Origin of the sequence: Desulfotignum phosphitoxidans DSM 13687, from assembly GCF_000350545.1 — a bacterium.
GTDB lineage: Bacteria > Desulfobacterota > Desulfobacteria > Desulfobacterales > Desulfobacteraceae > Desulfotignum > Desulfotignum phosphitoxidans.
On sequence record NZ_APJX01000002.1, the window covers coordinates 209,316 to 224,127 of the forward strand.

The following is a 14,812-nucleotide window of genomic DNA, read 5'->3' on the forward strand; positions in this document are numbered from 1 at the left end:
CCATGGAGTTTACCGGAGAACGATTTGTCTCGACATTGAATGAAGCCGTCATCAGCTATGAGCACTGGCACAGGTATCTTTTTGCCACCGCCTTTGTAAAGGACAAAGTGGTGGTGGATATTGCCTCGGGGGACGGTTACGGCAGCCATCTGCTTGCCGACAGCGGTGCCCGGAGGGTAATCGGCATTGACGTGGATCCGGAGGCGGTTGACAATGCCCGGTCTGTCCACTGCCGGCCCAACCTCGAATATATCAACGGCAGCATTGCGGCCATTCCTGTGGCCTCTGCCAGTATCGACACCCTGGTTTCCTTTGAGACCATTGAGCATGTGGATTCAGATCTCCAGGAGGCCTTCTTAAAGGAGGCCGGCAGGGTGCTTACGCCCGAGGGCACTCTGATCATCTCCACACCGGACAAGAGAACGTATTCCGATATCCCGGGATATCAAAACGCGTTCCATGTCAAGGAGTTCTACGTCGACGAGTTCCTTGATTTCCTGAGATCCCGGTTCAGGTATGTCGAGCTTCTGGGCCAGAAGGTCTTTTCCGGCTCCTATATCTGGCCTGAGGCGGGCGGGGACGGCCGGTTCACAGAGTACGCCATCCGTCCCACGGAAAACGGGTTTGTACCTTCAGAGGAAACGACAAAAAAGATGGTTTATGCCCTGACCCTCTGTTCCAACTTTGCACCGGTCCCCTCCTATGCCTCTCTTCTGGTGGACAGTGAAGACCTTATCCTGGGCCAGAAGGACGAGATGATCGCTGCGGGATTTGAGCAACTGGCCCTCAAAGATGCGCATATCGCCCTCAAAGACGAGCATATCGTCCTCAAAGACCGGCAGATCCGGGCCCAGGACGAGGTGATCGCCAGAAAAGAGCAGGAGTATGAAAAACTGCGGCAATACCTTTTGGACAGCCAGCACCACATTGAAAAACTCGAAGACCGACTCCGCCGACGTTCTGTGAAATACCGTGCGCGGCAGGGCAGAGTGGTCCTGAGACAGATCTGCCACGCCACCAGGGACCTGGCCCGCCTGGCCCGCAGGGATCCGGGGGCTGCGGCACGGCGGCTTGCACGGCTCAGGTCCTTCAGGCCCAAAGCCTTTTGGGAAAAGATCAACTTTGCCATGCTTCACAATACCCAGCTCAGTCTCTGCGAGGTCTACGACTGTCCCCCCCTGGATCAGACCCCCAGAATCTCAGTGGTGATGCCGGTGTACAACGTGGCGGTCAAATGGCTCTCTCGTGCCGTGGATTCCGTGCTGGGCCAGGCCTATGACAATTTTGAACTGGTCATCGTGGATGACGGGTCCACCCGGGCCGAGACGTTGGACTACCTGAGACAGCTGGAAGGCCGGGGGGACAGCCGGATCATCATACAGATGAACACCGAGAACAAAGGCATCTCCGCGGCTTCCAACCAGGTGGTGGCCCTGGCCACAGGAGCGTATGTCGCCCTGTTGGACAACGATGACGAACTGCGGAAAAATGCCCTGTATGAGGTGGCCAGAGCGATCAATGAGCACGGCCCGGATGTGATCTATTCCGATGAGGCAAAAGTGGATGTCCACGGCAGCATAAAGTTTCCTTTTCTGAAACCGGACTGGTCACCGGACCTGCTCAGATCCCAGATGTATATCTGCCATCTGCTGGTATTTAAAAAATCGTTGTTCAACCAGGCAAAAGGATTTGACTCCCGGTTTGACGGCAGCCAGGACTATGATCTGATGCTGCGGTTTTCGGAACTGACCACAAGGATTCATCATATTCCCAAAATCCTTTATTTCTGGCGGGAAATCGCTTCTTCAACCGCGCTGAATCCGGACGCAAAGCCGTTATCCCAGTCGGCCGGCCTGAATGCGCTGGACCAGCACCTGAAACGGGTCTACGGCCCGGATGCCCATGCGGACAAAACCCCATACCGGTTTGTGTACGATGCCCGGTATCCACTGTCCGGGAATGTGAAAGCATCCATCATCATTCCCACCCGGGATCATTCGGAACTTCTGGCTGATTGCATCCACAGCATCATGACTAAGACCGATCATGCCAATTTCGAAGTGCTGATCATGGACAATAATTCCAGGGAAGAAAAAACCCGGAAGTGGTTCATATCCGTGACAGAACAGCACGACAATGTCCGGGTGATCGATGCGTTTTATCCGTTCAACTGGTCTAAGCTGAACAACCATGGTGCCCGGCATGCCACAGGAGATATTCTGGTTTTTTTGAACAACGATACCCTGGTGATCAGCCCGGACTGGCTGACCCGGATCTGTGAAAACGCTTCCCGGCCGGATATCGGGGTGGTGGGCGGGCTGATGCTGTATGAAGATGACACCATCCAGCACGCAGGCGTCGTTGTGGGCATGGGGGGATGGGCGGATCATGTTTTCAAGAACTGTCCATCGGCACATTTTTTCCATCCCTTTCTTTCTCCCATGCTGACGCGGAATGTGCTGGCAGTGACCGGCGCCTGTCTTGGAATTTCACGAAAAGTGTTTGAAGAGATCAGCGGATTTGATGAAGACTTTATTGTCTGCGGCAGTGATGTGGCCATTGCCCTGAAAGCATTGGAAAAAGGATATGTGAACCTGTACTCCCCCTATGTGAAGCTGTATCATCTTGAATCCAAAACCAGAACATCGTATATACCGGATGTGGATTTTGAAATGTCCCGGAAAGCCTATGCAAAATGGATACAGCACGGGGATCCCTATTATAATCCGAACCTGAGTCTTGAGAGCCTGACACCGGTTTTAAAAGATAAAAAGATGTGACATCATGTTGAACCGATTCACCCGTGCGATTGCAGCGTATGCCAGAAAAAATGAATTTATCAGAGACAAGTTGAAAACCATGGTACAGCCCCATGTCACAGCAATGATGAATACATCGATTCCCGAAATCACTCCCGTCAACGTCAGACACTCGGATGCGGATGCAACCAGAATCAACATTCTGGTTCCTTCCATCAATCAGGCCCATGTCTTTGGCGGTATTTCCACGGCATTGTCATTTTTTGAGCAGCTGGCCAGTCAAGCCCGGGTTCAGAAACGGATTATCACGACGGATACCATGCCTGAACCGGATGCTGAAAAGCGTTTTCCCGGTTATGCGATTGTGTCTGCTTCAACAGACACTTCCCATGCCAATCAGATTGTCGGTTTCGGGGACAGAGCTGAAAAGACCATTCCTGTGAGGAAAAATGACTGTTTCATGGCCACGGCCTGGTGGACGGCATTCAATGCACGGAAAATAGTGCAGTGGCAGCATGAGACATACGCCAGGCCCATTCAAAAGATGATCTATTTTATCCAGGATTTTGAACCTGGTTTTTATCCATGGTCCAGCCGGTTTGCACTGGCAGAAAGCACCTATCGCAATGACCATCCCCAGGCGGCTGTGTTCAACTCTTCATTGCTCCACCGTTTTTTCAGGGAAAATGGATATGTCTTTGATGATGAATTCGTGTTTGAACCGGTGCTGAACCAGAATTTGAAAAAGGGACTGGCTCAAAATCGGCCTGTGGTCAAAAAAAAGCAGATTCTTGTGTATGGACGGCCCAGTGTGGCGCGTAATGCATTTTCTTTGATCATTGAGGCCTTGAAAAGCTGGGTCTGGACCCGGCAGGATATCCATGACTGGACTGTGATTTCCGCCGGGGAGAAACATCCGGATATTGACCTGGGAAATCAAATGACACTGACATCCGTGGGCAAGCTTTCTCTGGAGGGGTATACACAGATATTAAAGGAATCAGGCGTGGGAATCTCTTTAATGATTTCACCGCACCCCAGTTATCCGCCCATGGAAATGGCCATGTTCGGTATGGGTGTTATATCCAATATCCATGCCGGTAAGGATCTGTCTGAATGGCATGAAAACATCCATTCCATTGATCTGTCTGTGGACACCCTGGTGGCTGCATTGACAGATATCTGTGACCGGTTTTCCCGGGACCCTGCCGTTTTTCTGGATAAAAAACTGCACAAAAAAGAATATATGGACACACATGATCAGTTTCACTTCATGACAGATCTGGTCATTTCACTTTTTAACAAGAAAAACAGCGAGTAAATTGGCAAAGAGAATTTCAATGAAAGGTATCATTCTTGCCGGCGGTTCCGGCACCAGACTTTATCCGGTCACCCGGGTGGTCAGCAAACAGCTGCTGCCCATCTATGACAAACCCATGATCTTTTATCCATTGTCAGTTCTCATGCTGGCCGGGATCCGGGATATTCTGATCATCTCCACTCCCCAGGACCTGCCCCGGTTTCAAGACCTGCTCGGAAACGGCACCCAGTGGGGGATTCAGCTGTCCTATCAGGTGCAGCCAAAGCCTGAAGGGCTGGCACAAGCCTTTATTCTGGGGGAAAATTTCATCGGGACCGACCATGTCTGTCTGATTCTGGGGGACAACCTGTTCTACGGCCATGGCCTTTCCCGGCGGTTCCAGCTGGCAGCGGCAAGGAATACAGGTGCCACGGTATTCGGGTATCAGGTGACAGATCCGGAACGATATGGGGTGGTGACCTTTGATGACGCGGGCAAAGCCATTGATATTGAGGAAAAACCGGCGTGTCCCAAATCCAGTTTTGCCATTACCGGCTTGTATTTTTACGACAATGAGGTGATTGACATCGCCAAAGGCCTTTCTTTGTCCCCCCGGGGCGAATTGGAAATTACAGACGTGAACCGGACCTATCTTGAAAAAGGCCGGCTGCATGTGGAACAGATGGGGCGCGGGACCGCCTGGTTGGATACGGGCACCCATTCGTCTTTGCTGGAAGCATCCTTGTTTATTGAAACCATGGAAAAGCGCCAGGGGCTCAAGGTCGCCTGCCTGGAGGAGATCGCCTACAGGATGGGATTTATTGATCAGGACCAGGTGCTGGCTCTGGCCGCAAATTACAGCAAAACCGAGTATGGGACTTATCTGCTGGGATTGTTTGATGCCCAGATCTGCAAACCCGTTGATATTTGAAATCAAGGAACTAAAATGCAAATTTTTCATACCGAAATTCAGGATGTAAAAATTATTCAACCTCAGGTATTTGGGGATCACCGGGGGTTTTTCATGGAAACTTTCAGGGATGATCTTTTCAGGCAGACGATCGCTGATACCGTTTTTGTCCAGGAAAACCACAGCATGTCCGGCCAGGGAGTTCTCAGGGGGCTGCATTACCAGATTCACCAACCCCAGGGGAAACTGGTGCGGATCATCCGGGGAACGGTGTTTGACGTGGCAGTGGATATCCGGGAGAAATCAAAGGATTTCGGCAGGTGGGCAGGGGTCACGCTGAGTGCAGAAAACAAGAAAATGCTCTGGGTGCCCCCCGGGTTTGCCCATGGATTCTACGTGTTGAGCAAGCAGGCGGAGCTGGTGTATAAATGTAGTGATTATTATGCACCGGCGCATGAACGTACCATCCTCTGGAATGATCCCGATATCGGCATTGACTGGCCTCTGCTGGACGAAAACCAGCCCCTGCTGTCATCCAAGGATGCGGCAGGAGAGCGGTTTGGAAAAGCCGAGGTGTTTAAATGAAACAGATCCTGGTTACGGGTGGTGCCGGGTTTATCGGGACCAACTTTATCAGATACGTGCACAGGAACCGACAGGACTGGCATATTGTCAACCTGGATGCCCTGACCTATGCCGGCAATCCCGGCAATCACCGGAATCTGGAAAAAGACCCCCGGTATACCTTTGTCCACGGCAATATCTGCGATGGAGACCTGGTGACATCTTTGTTTGATCAGTACCGGTTTGACGGGGTGTTTCATTTTGCGGCAGAATCTCATGTGGACCGCTCCATTGCCGGACCTGATGTATTTGTGAAAACCAATGTCACGGGCACTTTTGTCCTTCTTGATGCGGCTTTGGCGCATGTCCGCCGTCACAAGGACAAAAAATTCCGGTTTGTTCATGTGTCGACGGACGAGGTATATGGCAGCCTGGGGATTGATGAGCCCGCATTTACCGAGACAACAGCCTATGATCCCTCCAGCCCCTATTCCGCCTCCAAAGCCGCATCCGACCATTTGGTCAAAGCCTGGTACCGGACTTTCGGTCTGCCCGTGATAGTGACCAACTGCTCCAATAACTACGGACCCTATCAGTTTCCGGAAAAACTGATACCTTTGATGGTACTGAACTGTCTGGACAACCAGCCGCTGCCGGTGTATGGAAACGGAAAGAATATCCGGGACTGGCTGTATGTGACCGATCATTGTGATGCGCTGGTCCGGGCATGTGAGAGAGGGATCCCCGGTGAAACCTATAACATCGGCGGTGGAGAAGAAAAAACCAATCTGGAAGTGGTGGAAACGGTGTGTGACATCGTGGATGAAAAGACCGGGAAACAACCGGGCACAAGCAGGAACCTGATCACATTTGTCCAGGACCGGCCCGGCCATGATCTTCGATATGCCATCAATCCAGACAAATCGTATGAAAAAATCGGTTACAAAGCAGGTTTTTCTTTTGATCAGGCATTGTCTGTCACTGTTGATTGGTACCTTGAAAATATGGAATGGGTGAAGTCCGTGCAGACAGGGGCGTACCGGGAATGGATCAGAACCCATTACAGGCGCGGCCAAGAGCGCTTGGAAAAATAATCTTTTTTCGGCAAGGGGAAAAATTCATGAAAGTGCTGATTACCGGAGCTGACGGGCAGCTGGGGGGAGAATTGATGCAGGTTTTCCCTGATGGCTGGACAGTGGTGGGGGTGGACTTGCCCGGGGTGGATATCACGGATGAAGAACAGGTGAGCCAGATGATGGCGGAAATTCAGCCGGACTGGGTGATCAACTGTGCTGCTTACACCCAGGTGGACAAGGCTGAATCAGATGCGGGTGCGGCGTTTGCAGTCAACTGTGACGGTGCTGCCAACCTGGCCCGGTCCGCTCGGCAGCGTGGGGCCCGGCTGGTGCATATTTCGACAGATTTCGTGTTCAGCGGGAATCAGTTTCGTCCCTATCGCTCTGATGACCTCCCGGCACCGGTTTCTGTATACGGAAAAACCAAACTGGCCGGGGAAAAGGCGGTACAGGACATCCTGGGAAAAGAGGCATTGATCATCCGCACGGCCTGGCTGTATGCTGCCCATGGCAACAATTTTGTGAAAACCATGATCCGGCTTATGAGGGAAAAAGAGATGCTCACGGTGGTCGATGATCAAATCGGGACTCCCTGCTGGGCAGGGGGGCTGGCAAAGGTGGTGTGGGCCGCCGTGGAAAATCAGCTGACCGGTATATTCCACTGGACGGATGCCGGGGTGGCATCCTGGTATGATTTTGCCGTAGCGATCCAGGAAGAGGCGACAGATGCGGGTCTGCTGGACCGGATTCTCCCGATACACCCTGTTCCCACCCGTCAGTATCCGACCCCGGCTGCCAGACCGGCGTTCAGTGTTCTGGATAAATCAGACCTGGCCGTGGCCACGGGAGTCTGGCCCCGGCATTGGCGGGTCGGGTTGCGCCGGATGCTCGGACAACTTAAAAACCGCGTGGAATAATTGTATACAAAATTGTCAACTACCCCGGCCTGAAGGCCGGAGCTTGTAAAAGGCTCCATGGTTGACCAGGGAAATGTTCAAAGTTTAATGGCAAATACAAAAAAGGAGAACATTAAAAGTTGCATAGAGAGCTAAAGACCAACGGCGGGATGCTTCCTCAGTCCCGCCCTCTTGAAGCCTGGGTTGCAGACAACCTTCAGGGGTGTGGACGAAACGGGTCCGGGCATACAGCCGCTGTGCAACAATCCCGAGGGGAGAGTTCAACCGATGCCAGGGTTGAACCGTCACCCGCCTTTGCGGTGAACGGCGTAAGCCGTGTTTTTGTACTCGACAAGAAAGGTAAACCCTTAATGCCGTGTCATCCGGCCAGGGCAAGAAAGTTTCTTGCACAGGGCCGGGCGCGGGTTCACCAGATGTTTCCATTTACCATTAGACTTGTTGACCGGATCCGGGAGGACAGTGATGTGCAACCGGTTAATGTGAAACTTGATCCCGGCGCCAAAACCACCGGCATGGCCGTGGTGAGACAGGATGGCGGTCATATCCAGATCCTGCACCTGTCGGAACTGACCCACCGGGGCGCTGCCATCCGGAAAAAACTTGATCAAAGATCCAATTATCGGAGAAGACGGAGAACCGCAAACCTCTGGTATCGAAAGAAAAGATTCGATAACAGAACTCAGCCCAAAGGGTGGCTTCCGCCAAGTCTCAAATCACGGGTGGATAATACTTTATCCTGGGTGAAAAAGTATCAACGGTTCTGCCCGTTTACAGGCATTGTCCTTGAACGGGTCCGGTTCGATACTCAGAAACTGCAGAATCCGGACATTTCAGGGATCGAGTATCAGCAAGGAACATTGTTCGGGTACGAGGTAAAGGAATACCTGCTTGAAAAATATAAACGGACTTGTGCTTACTGCAATGGCTTGAGCAAGGATCCGTTTTTGGAGATTGAACATTTCATCCCCCGCAATCCCTCAAAAGGGGATAAGGGATCAAACCGGATCAGTAACCTGGCCATTGCCTGCAAAACCTGTAATCAGGAATCAAAAAAGAACCTGCAGCCGGCAGACTGGATCAGCCTTTTATCCAGGTCACGGAAAAAGATAGATCAGGTCCGGGTCAAAAACGCCACCAGGTTCCTGGAAGGGAGAAGACCCTCCCTTGCATCAACCGCAGCGGTAAACGCCACCAGGAACGCTATCTTTTTTGAACTCAGGGACCTGGGCCTGCCGGTGGAATGCTCAACCGGTGGCAGGACAAAATACAACCGGTCCCGGCTGGACATACCCAAAACCCATTGCCTGGATGCTGCCTGCACCGGCCATGTGGAGTCGGTATCCGGCTGGAAACAAAACGTGTTCCTGATAAAGGCCATGGGCCGGGGCAGTTATCAAAGAACCCGTGTGGATAAATACGGCTTCCCCCGGGGAACCTTAATGGCCCAAAAGACGGTAAAGGGTTTTGCCACCGGGGATATGGTTAAAGCAATCGTTCCTACTGGTAAGAAGAAAGGAACGTATATTGGCAGAGTGGCTGTCCGGAAGTCCGGCAGCTTTAATATTCAAACTAATACGGAAACCGTCCAGGGAATATCCTGGAAGTATTGCAAAATCATATCCCGTCAGAACGGGTATAATTTTGCAAGCCAAGTTTCCTCCCCGACATGAATGACGGGGTTTCCACTTGGAGAACTGGATGAATAAACTCGATCCAGCATCCTGTTCTGTATTGATTGTCAACTTTAACGGCGGGGAAATGGTGGTGGGCTGTGTTAAAGCGGCCTTGACATCTTTGACCCGGGTTGAAGTGCTGATGTGGGACAATGCGTCGTCGGATGGCAGCCCTGATCTTCTGGCAGAGATTTTTGCCGGAGAATCCCGGTTTTCGTTATTCAGGAGCCAGCAGAACATCGGATTTGCTGCAGGTGTCAACCGCCTGATTTCACACGCTTCGGGTAAAACCGTGCTGCTGTTGAACCCGGACTGTCTGCTGTCTCCAGACACCATTGCCCGGGTGTGGGATGTTTTGGAGAAAAATCCTGAAGCGGGAATGGCCGGCTGCCTGATCTGTAATCCGGACGGCAGTGAACAGGCCGGTTGCCGCCGGCAGGTGCCGACTCCCTGGCGCTCTCTGGTGCAGGTGCTGCATCTTAATCAGGTGTTTACCGGTCATTCCCGGTTCCAGGGACTTTCTTGCAATACAACCCCGCTGCCGGACCATCCGGTTGAAGTGGAAGCCATTTCCGGGGCCTTTATGCTGGTCACTCAGGCGGCATTGCAGGATGTCGGTCTTCTGGATGAACAGTATTTCATGCATTGCGAAGATCTGGACTGGTGCATGCGGTTCCGCCAGAACGGCTGGCGGATTTTGTTTGTGCCGGATGCCTCAGCCATCCATCATCAGGGATATTGCAGCATTTCACAGCCTATTGCCGTGGAACGTTATAAGCACAAAGGGATGTTGCGGTTTTACAAAAAATTTTTCCGGCACCAGTATCCGGGGGTGTTAATGTGGCTGGTACAGGGCAGTGTCTGGACCCGCTTTGGCCTGTTGGCACTGTATCATTGGGTCGGCAGCAAAAAGGAACGGTCACGCCATGCATAAGCCGCATATCGGTGTTCTAGGCGCCTCAGGCCTGGTGGGATCGTTTCTCATCCCTTTACTGGCCGGGACGGACCAAAGGATCACGGTATTTTCCCGGCGGAGAATCCATTGGGATATCGATCTCATTTCCTGGCAACCACTGTCTGCCCCTGCCAGGGAAACCATCACCCACTGGATCAGCTTGTTTCCCATCTGGGTGCTGCCTGAATACGGCGACTGGCTGACAGACTGTGGGGCAAAGCGGCTGGTGGCACTTTCTTCCACCAGCTGCCTTGTCAAAGACCGTTCCAAAGACCCCTATGAACGTGAAGTGGCTCGAAAACTGGCGGATGGAGAGTCGTTTCTGCGTACCTGGGGAGCGGCCAGGGGCGTGGACTGGATCATTTTGCGGCCCACGCTGATCTATGGCGACGGCAATGATAAAAACATTTCAGAAATTGCCGCCATCGTGAACCGGCTGGGATTTTTTCCGCTCCTGGGAAAAGCCCGGGGAAAGCGGCAGCCCGTGCATGCCCAGGATGTGGCTGCGGCCTGTGCGGCCGCCCTGGATGCCACGCATGTGGTGAACCGGGCCTATAATCTGACCGGGGGAGAAACCCTGACCTATCGGGAAATGGTGGTCCGGGTGTTTGACAACCTGGGCCGCAAGCCGATGCTGCCGTCTTTTCCCGAATGGATTTTTGCGCTGGCATTGAGCGGATTGCGGGTGATTCCACGGTACCGCCACTGGACCATGGCCATGGTTCAACGAATGAACCGGGATCTGGTGTTTGATTCTTCCGAAGCAGTGCATGATTTTGGTTATGCACCCCGAGAAAAATTTCTAATCAAGAGATACAGGAAATGATAGTGATCCTATTGTCGGGTTTTTTACTGGGCGCTGCCGGGTCCTGGCTGATAAAGCAATATGGAGAAAAGTTGGGTGTGGTTGATATCCCCACCGGCCGGAGTTCACATTCCCAAGCCATCCCCAAAGGGGCAGGATTCGGTATCCTGGCGGCCCTGCTGCTTTCCAGTCTGATACTGAAGATTCCCTGGTTTGTGTGGCTTCCTTCGGCAGTGATATCTCTGGTCAGTTTCTGGGGAGCGGATAAACATATTCTGCCGGTTTCTATAAGGCTTTTGGTACATTTCGGGTGCGCTTTGTTTTTTTTGGCCTTTTTTCTGGTTTCAAAACAAGCGGGGATAGGCACCTATGTTATCTGGCTTCCGGCTGTGGTGTTTATTGCGGGAACGGCCAATTTTTTCAATTTCATGGACGGTATTGACGGCATTGCAGGTGTTACCGGGTTTCTGGCTTTTTTTCTGATGGCTTTTTATGCCCGGACTTCGGGCCTGGATCCGGCATACGCCTCATTGAGTCTGGTGATGGCTTTTTCATGCCTGGGGTTTTTGTGTTTTAATCTTCCCAAAGCCCGGGTGTTTTTAGGGGATGTGGGCAGCATCCTTTTGGGCTTTTTGTTTGCCTGCCTGGTGATTGTATGGTCTGAAAATGTCATGGATTTTCTGGTCATGGCCGGATTTCTGGCTCCGTTTTATATGGATGAGCTGTTCACCATGGTGGTGAGAATTCGGCACAAAGATTCTTTGATAGCGCCCCATCGCAAGCATATCTACCAGGTACTGGCCAATGAGGCGGGCATGAATCATTTTATAATCTCCCTGGGATATGGCCTGATGCAGCTGGCCATCGGGATTTCAGCCATATCAGTTCAGTCAAAAGGGGTGGTTTTTCTTTTAGGAACCTATTTGTTTTATGGATTGATTTTTGGGGTATTTTCATTTTTTGTCCGCAGGAAATTTTGTGCCAATGAAAACTAAAGTGACCAGAAACCTGCTTTTAATCCTGCTCCTGGATGCCCTGCTTTTGTTGGGATCGTTTTATCTGTCTCATTTGATCCGGTTTGATTTTAATCCGCCGGACTGGGCCATGATGCGTTTTCGGCAGTTTCTGCCTGTGGTGGTGGTTCTCAAGCTGGTTTGTTTTTATTGGCTGGGGCTGTATAAAGGGATGTGGCGGTATACCGGCATGGCCGATTTGATCAATGTTATCAAGGCCGCCACGGTCGCCTCTTTAGGCCTGATCGTGTTTGTGCTTTACAAGACACGGTTTGACATGGTGTCCCGGTCTGTTTTTGTCATTGACTGGGGCCTGACCCTCATGTTGATCATCGGGGTAAGGGTCTTTATCCGGTTGTGTTTTGAAAATTTCACCCGGGAGTTCCGGATTTCGGATTTGCGGCAAATCGTTTCATCGATATTTGGGAAAAAAAATAAAAAAGGCCGGGCCATGCTGATCATCGGGGCCGGGGACTGCGGGGAGAAAATCTGCCGCCAGTTCCGGGAAAACCCGTCGGTCCAGTCCCATGTGGCCGGATTTCTGGATGATGACAAATCCAAGACCGGCCGGCGAATACACGGGGTGCCGGTCTTAGGAACCATTGATGACATTGAAACCATTGCTCCGGGAATGGGAATCGAGGATGTGATCATCGCCATTCCTTCAGCTGGCTCCGGGCGCATGAGACAGATTGTGGATCTGTGCAAAAAGGCGGATGTGAATTTCAAGATCATTCCGGACATGGGGGAATTGATCGACGGCAGAATCGATATCAGTGCCATCCGGAATGTGGAGTACCGGGACCTTTTAGGACGGGAGCCCGTGCAGCTGGACAAGGAAAAGATCGGAAAATATCTGAATCAGCGAACCGTGCTGGTGACCGGGGCAGGGGGCTCCATCGGCACCGGGCTTTGCCGTCAGATCTGCCGGTTCTCACCCAAAAAGATCATCCTGTTGGAAAGAGCGGAAAGCCCGCTGTATGAAATCGACCTGGAGTTGAAAAAGAATTTTACCCGGGTCGAGGTGGTGCCGATGCTGGCGGATATTCAGGATAAAATGGAACTGGCCGGTATTTTCTCCCGGTTTCAGCCGGAGATCGTGTTTCATGCGGCTGCGTACAAACATGTGCCCATGCTGGAAAACCACCCCTGGAAAGCCGTGGAAAACAATATTTTCGGCACACGGAACCTGGTGGCAGCGGCCCGGGACTCCGGGTGCAAGCGGTTTGTGTTCGTGTCAACGGACAAGGCCGTGAACCCGACCAATGTCATGGGGACCAGCAAACGGATCTGTGAACTGCTGGTTCAAAAGGAAAATGTTCTGGCGGATGCCGGGACCCGTTTTATGACAGTGCGGTTCGGTAACGTGATCGGCAGTGTGGGCAGTGTGATTCCGCTGTTTAAAAAACAGATTCAGGAAGGCGGGCCCGTGACCGTCACCCATCCGGACATGATCCGGTATTTCATGTTGATTCCTGAAGCCTGCCAGCTGATTCTCCAGGCCGGGGCCATGGGAAAAGGCGGAGAGATTTTTATTCTGGAAATGGGCGAGCCCGTGAAGATCGATCAGATGGCCCGGGACCTGATCCGGTTTTCAGGATTTGAACCGGAAGCGGATATCAAAATTGTCTACACCGGGCTGCGGCCGGGGGAAAAATTATATGAAGAACTGATGACGGATTTGGAAGGAGTGATTCCCACAAATCATCAAAAAATCCGGGTCTTAAACAGCCACACCGGTGATGTCAGCCTTCTGAATTCCCGGTTGCAGGAATTGAAGATAGCGGCTGAGAACAGAGATCCGGACCAGATCAGAAAAGTGCTGCACCAGATTGTACCGGAATACCATGAAACGACTGTTTGATTTTTCAGTTTCCCTGGTGCTGATGGCAGCCCTGCTGCCGGTGTTTGCGATTACAGCGTTGCTGGTAAGGTTGAACCTGGGAACCCCGGTTTTATTTAAACAGATTCGGCCGGGATTAAACGGCCGACCGTTTGAAATATACAAGTTCCGGTCCCTGACCCATGAGACGGATGCGACCGGCCGGCTTTTGCCGGACCCTGAACGGTTTACCCGGTTCAGTGCTTTGCTTCGCAGTTCGAGCCTGGATGAACTGCCGGAACTGATCAATGTGTTGAAAGGGGACATGAGCCTGGTGGGGCCCCGGCCCCTGTTGATGCAGTATCTGGACCGGTATGACCGTGAGCAGGCACGGCGGCATGATGTCCGGCCGGGCATCACCGGATGGGCCCAGGTGAACGGGCGCAATGCCATCTCCTGGGAAGAAAAATTCAAACTGGATGTGTGGTATGTGGATCATCATACGTTTTTGCTGGACATAAAAATTTTGTTTTTGACCCTGGTCCAGGTGTTTAAACGGCACGGGATCCAGGAGACAGGCCATGTGACGGCCAGAGAATTTTTGGGGAACAAAAAATGACAGACAGGTTTAAAAACTGGGAATACCCGGAAGTAATTGACGGACAGCCCACAAAATACCACTGGATTGTTCAGGGGGTGGCCGGATTTTCCCTGGGATATAAAACCGATATCGGGGCTTTTACTTATATCAATGCCAGTGAAGGGGTGGTGATCGAAGATTTTGTTCAACTGGGATCTCATTGTTCGGTGTATTCATCCTCCACCATTGATGGGAAAAAAGGGTGTGTCACCTTAAAGAAAAACTGCCGCATCGGGACTCACAGCACCATCATGCCGGGGGTGACCATCGGTGAAAATGCCGTCGTGGGGGCTCACAGTTTTGTGAACAAAGACATTCCCCCCAATGTTCTGGCCTATGGCAGTCCGGCTCAAATTCATAAAACTCTGGAGAGATAAA

The 14,812-nt window shown here is 51.9% G+C and carries 13 protein-coding genes; all 13 read left to right on the forward strand.

Annotation, left to right across the window (positions count from 1 at the left end):
- Positions 1-2 precede the first annotated feature (2 nt).
- The 13 genes from DPO_RS23735 (at position 3) to DPO_RS05600 (ending at position 14,811) form a co-directional block, all read left to right on the forward strand.
- On the forward strand, positions 3-2,780 hold the full coding sequence (locus tag DPO_RS23735; RefSeq protein ID WP_006964768.1) for a glycosyltransferase: 2,778 nt from the start codon (positions 3-5) through the stop codon (positions 2,778-2,780).
- A 4-nt stretch (positions 2,781-2,784) separates the two neighbouring features.
- A complete protein-coding gene (locus DPO_RS05545; protein WP_006964769.1) occupies positions 2,785-4,080 on the forward strand; it encodes a rhamnosyltransferase WsaF family glycosyltransferase in 1,296 nt (431 codons plus the stop codon).
- A gap of 19 nt (positions 4,081-4,099) precedes the next feature.
- Entirely contained in the window at positions 4,100-4,990 is an 891-nt protein-coding gene (gene rfbA, locus DPO_RS05550; protein WP_006964770.1) for a glucose-1-phosphate thymidylyltransferase RfbA, read from the forward strand.
- Between the two features lie 15 nt (positions 4,991-5,005).
- Positions 5,006-5,554 carry a dTDP-4-dehydrorhamnose 3,5-epimerase gene (gene rfbC, locus DPO_RS05555; RefSeq protein WP_006964772.1) on the forward strand — a complete coding sequence of 183 codons (549 nt, stop codon included), beginning with the start codon at positions 5,006-5,008 and terminating at the stop codon, positions 5,552-5,554.
- Positions 5,551-6,627 (forward strand): dTDP-glucose 4,6-dehydratase, encoded by a 1,077-nt coding sequence (gene rfbB / locus DPO_RS05560; protein ID WP_006964774.1) that lies wholly within the window; start codon positions 5,551-5,553, stop codon positions 6,625-6,627. The genes rfbC and rfbB overlap by 4 nt, the downstream gene beginning before the upstream one ends.
- A gap of 26 nt (positions 6,628-6,653) precedes the next feature.
- Positions 6,654-7,526 (forward strand): dTDP-4-dehydrorhamnose reductase, encoded by an 873-nt coding sequence (gene rfbD / locus DPO_RS05565; protein WP_006964775.1) that lies wholly within the window; start codon positions 6,654-6,656, stop codon positions 7,524-7,526.
- A gap of 149 nt (positions 7,527-7,675) precedes the next feature.
- Positions 7,676-9,196 carry an RNA-guided endonuclease IscB gene (gene iscB / locus DPO_RS05570; RefSeq protein ID WP_083911998.1) on the forward strand — a complete coding sequence of 507 codons (1,521 nt, stop codon included), beginning with the start codon at positions 7,676-7,678 and terminating at the stop codon, positions 9,194-9,196.
- A gap of 28 nt (positions 9,197-9,224) precedes the next feature.
- The gene (locus DPO_RS05575) at positions 9,225-10,133 is read left to right on the forward strand and encodes a glycosyltransferase family 2 protein (RefSeq protein WP_006964777.1); all 909 of its coding nucleotides are present in this window, start codon (positions 9,225-9,227) and stop codon (positions 10,131-10,133) included.
- The gene (locus DPO_RS05580; RefSeq protein WP_006964778.1) at positions 10,126-10,980 is read left to right on the forward strand and encodes an NAD-dependent epimerase/dehydratase family protein; all 855 of its coding nucleotides are present in this window, start codon (positions 10,126-10,128) and stop codon (positions 10,978-10,980) included. Before DPO_RS05575 ends, DPO_RS05580 begins: the two co-directional genes overlap by 8 nt.
- Complete coding sequence (locus DPO_RS05585; protein WP_006964779.1) at positions 10,977-11,954, forward strand: MraY family glycosyltransferase; 978 nt, start codon at positions 10,977-10,979, stop codon at positions 11,952-11,954. Before DPO_RS05580 ends, DPO_RS05585 begins: the two co-directional genes overlap by 4 nt.
- Positions 11,944-13,836, forward strand: a complete 1,893-nt coding sequence (locus DPO_RS05590) for a polysaccharide biosynthesis protein (protein WP_006964780.1) — start codon at positions 11,944-11,946, stop codon at positions 13,834-13,836. The genes DPO_RS05585 and DPO_RS05590 overlap by 11 nt, the downstream gene beginning before the upstream one ends.
- Complete coding sequence (locus tag DPO_RS05595; protein ID WP_006964781.1) at positions 13,820-14,413, forward strand: sugar transferase; 594 nt, start codon at positions 13,820-13,822, stop codon at positions 14,411-14,413. The genes DPO_RS05590 and DPO_RS05595 overlap by 17 nt, the downstream gene beginning before the upstream one ends.
- Positions 14,410-14,811: an acyltransferase gene (locus DPO_RS05600; protein ID WP_006964782.1), complete on the forward strand. Its 402-nt coding sequence runs from the start codon at positions 14,410-14,412 to the stop codon at positions 14,809-14,811. The genes DPO_RS05595 and DPO_RS05600 overlap by 4 nt, the downstream gene beginning before the upstream one ends.
- The last annotated feature ends 1 nt before the right edge of the window (position 14,812 follow it).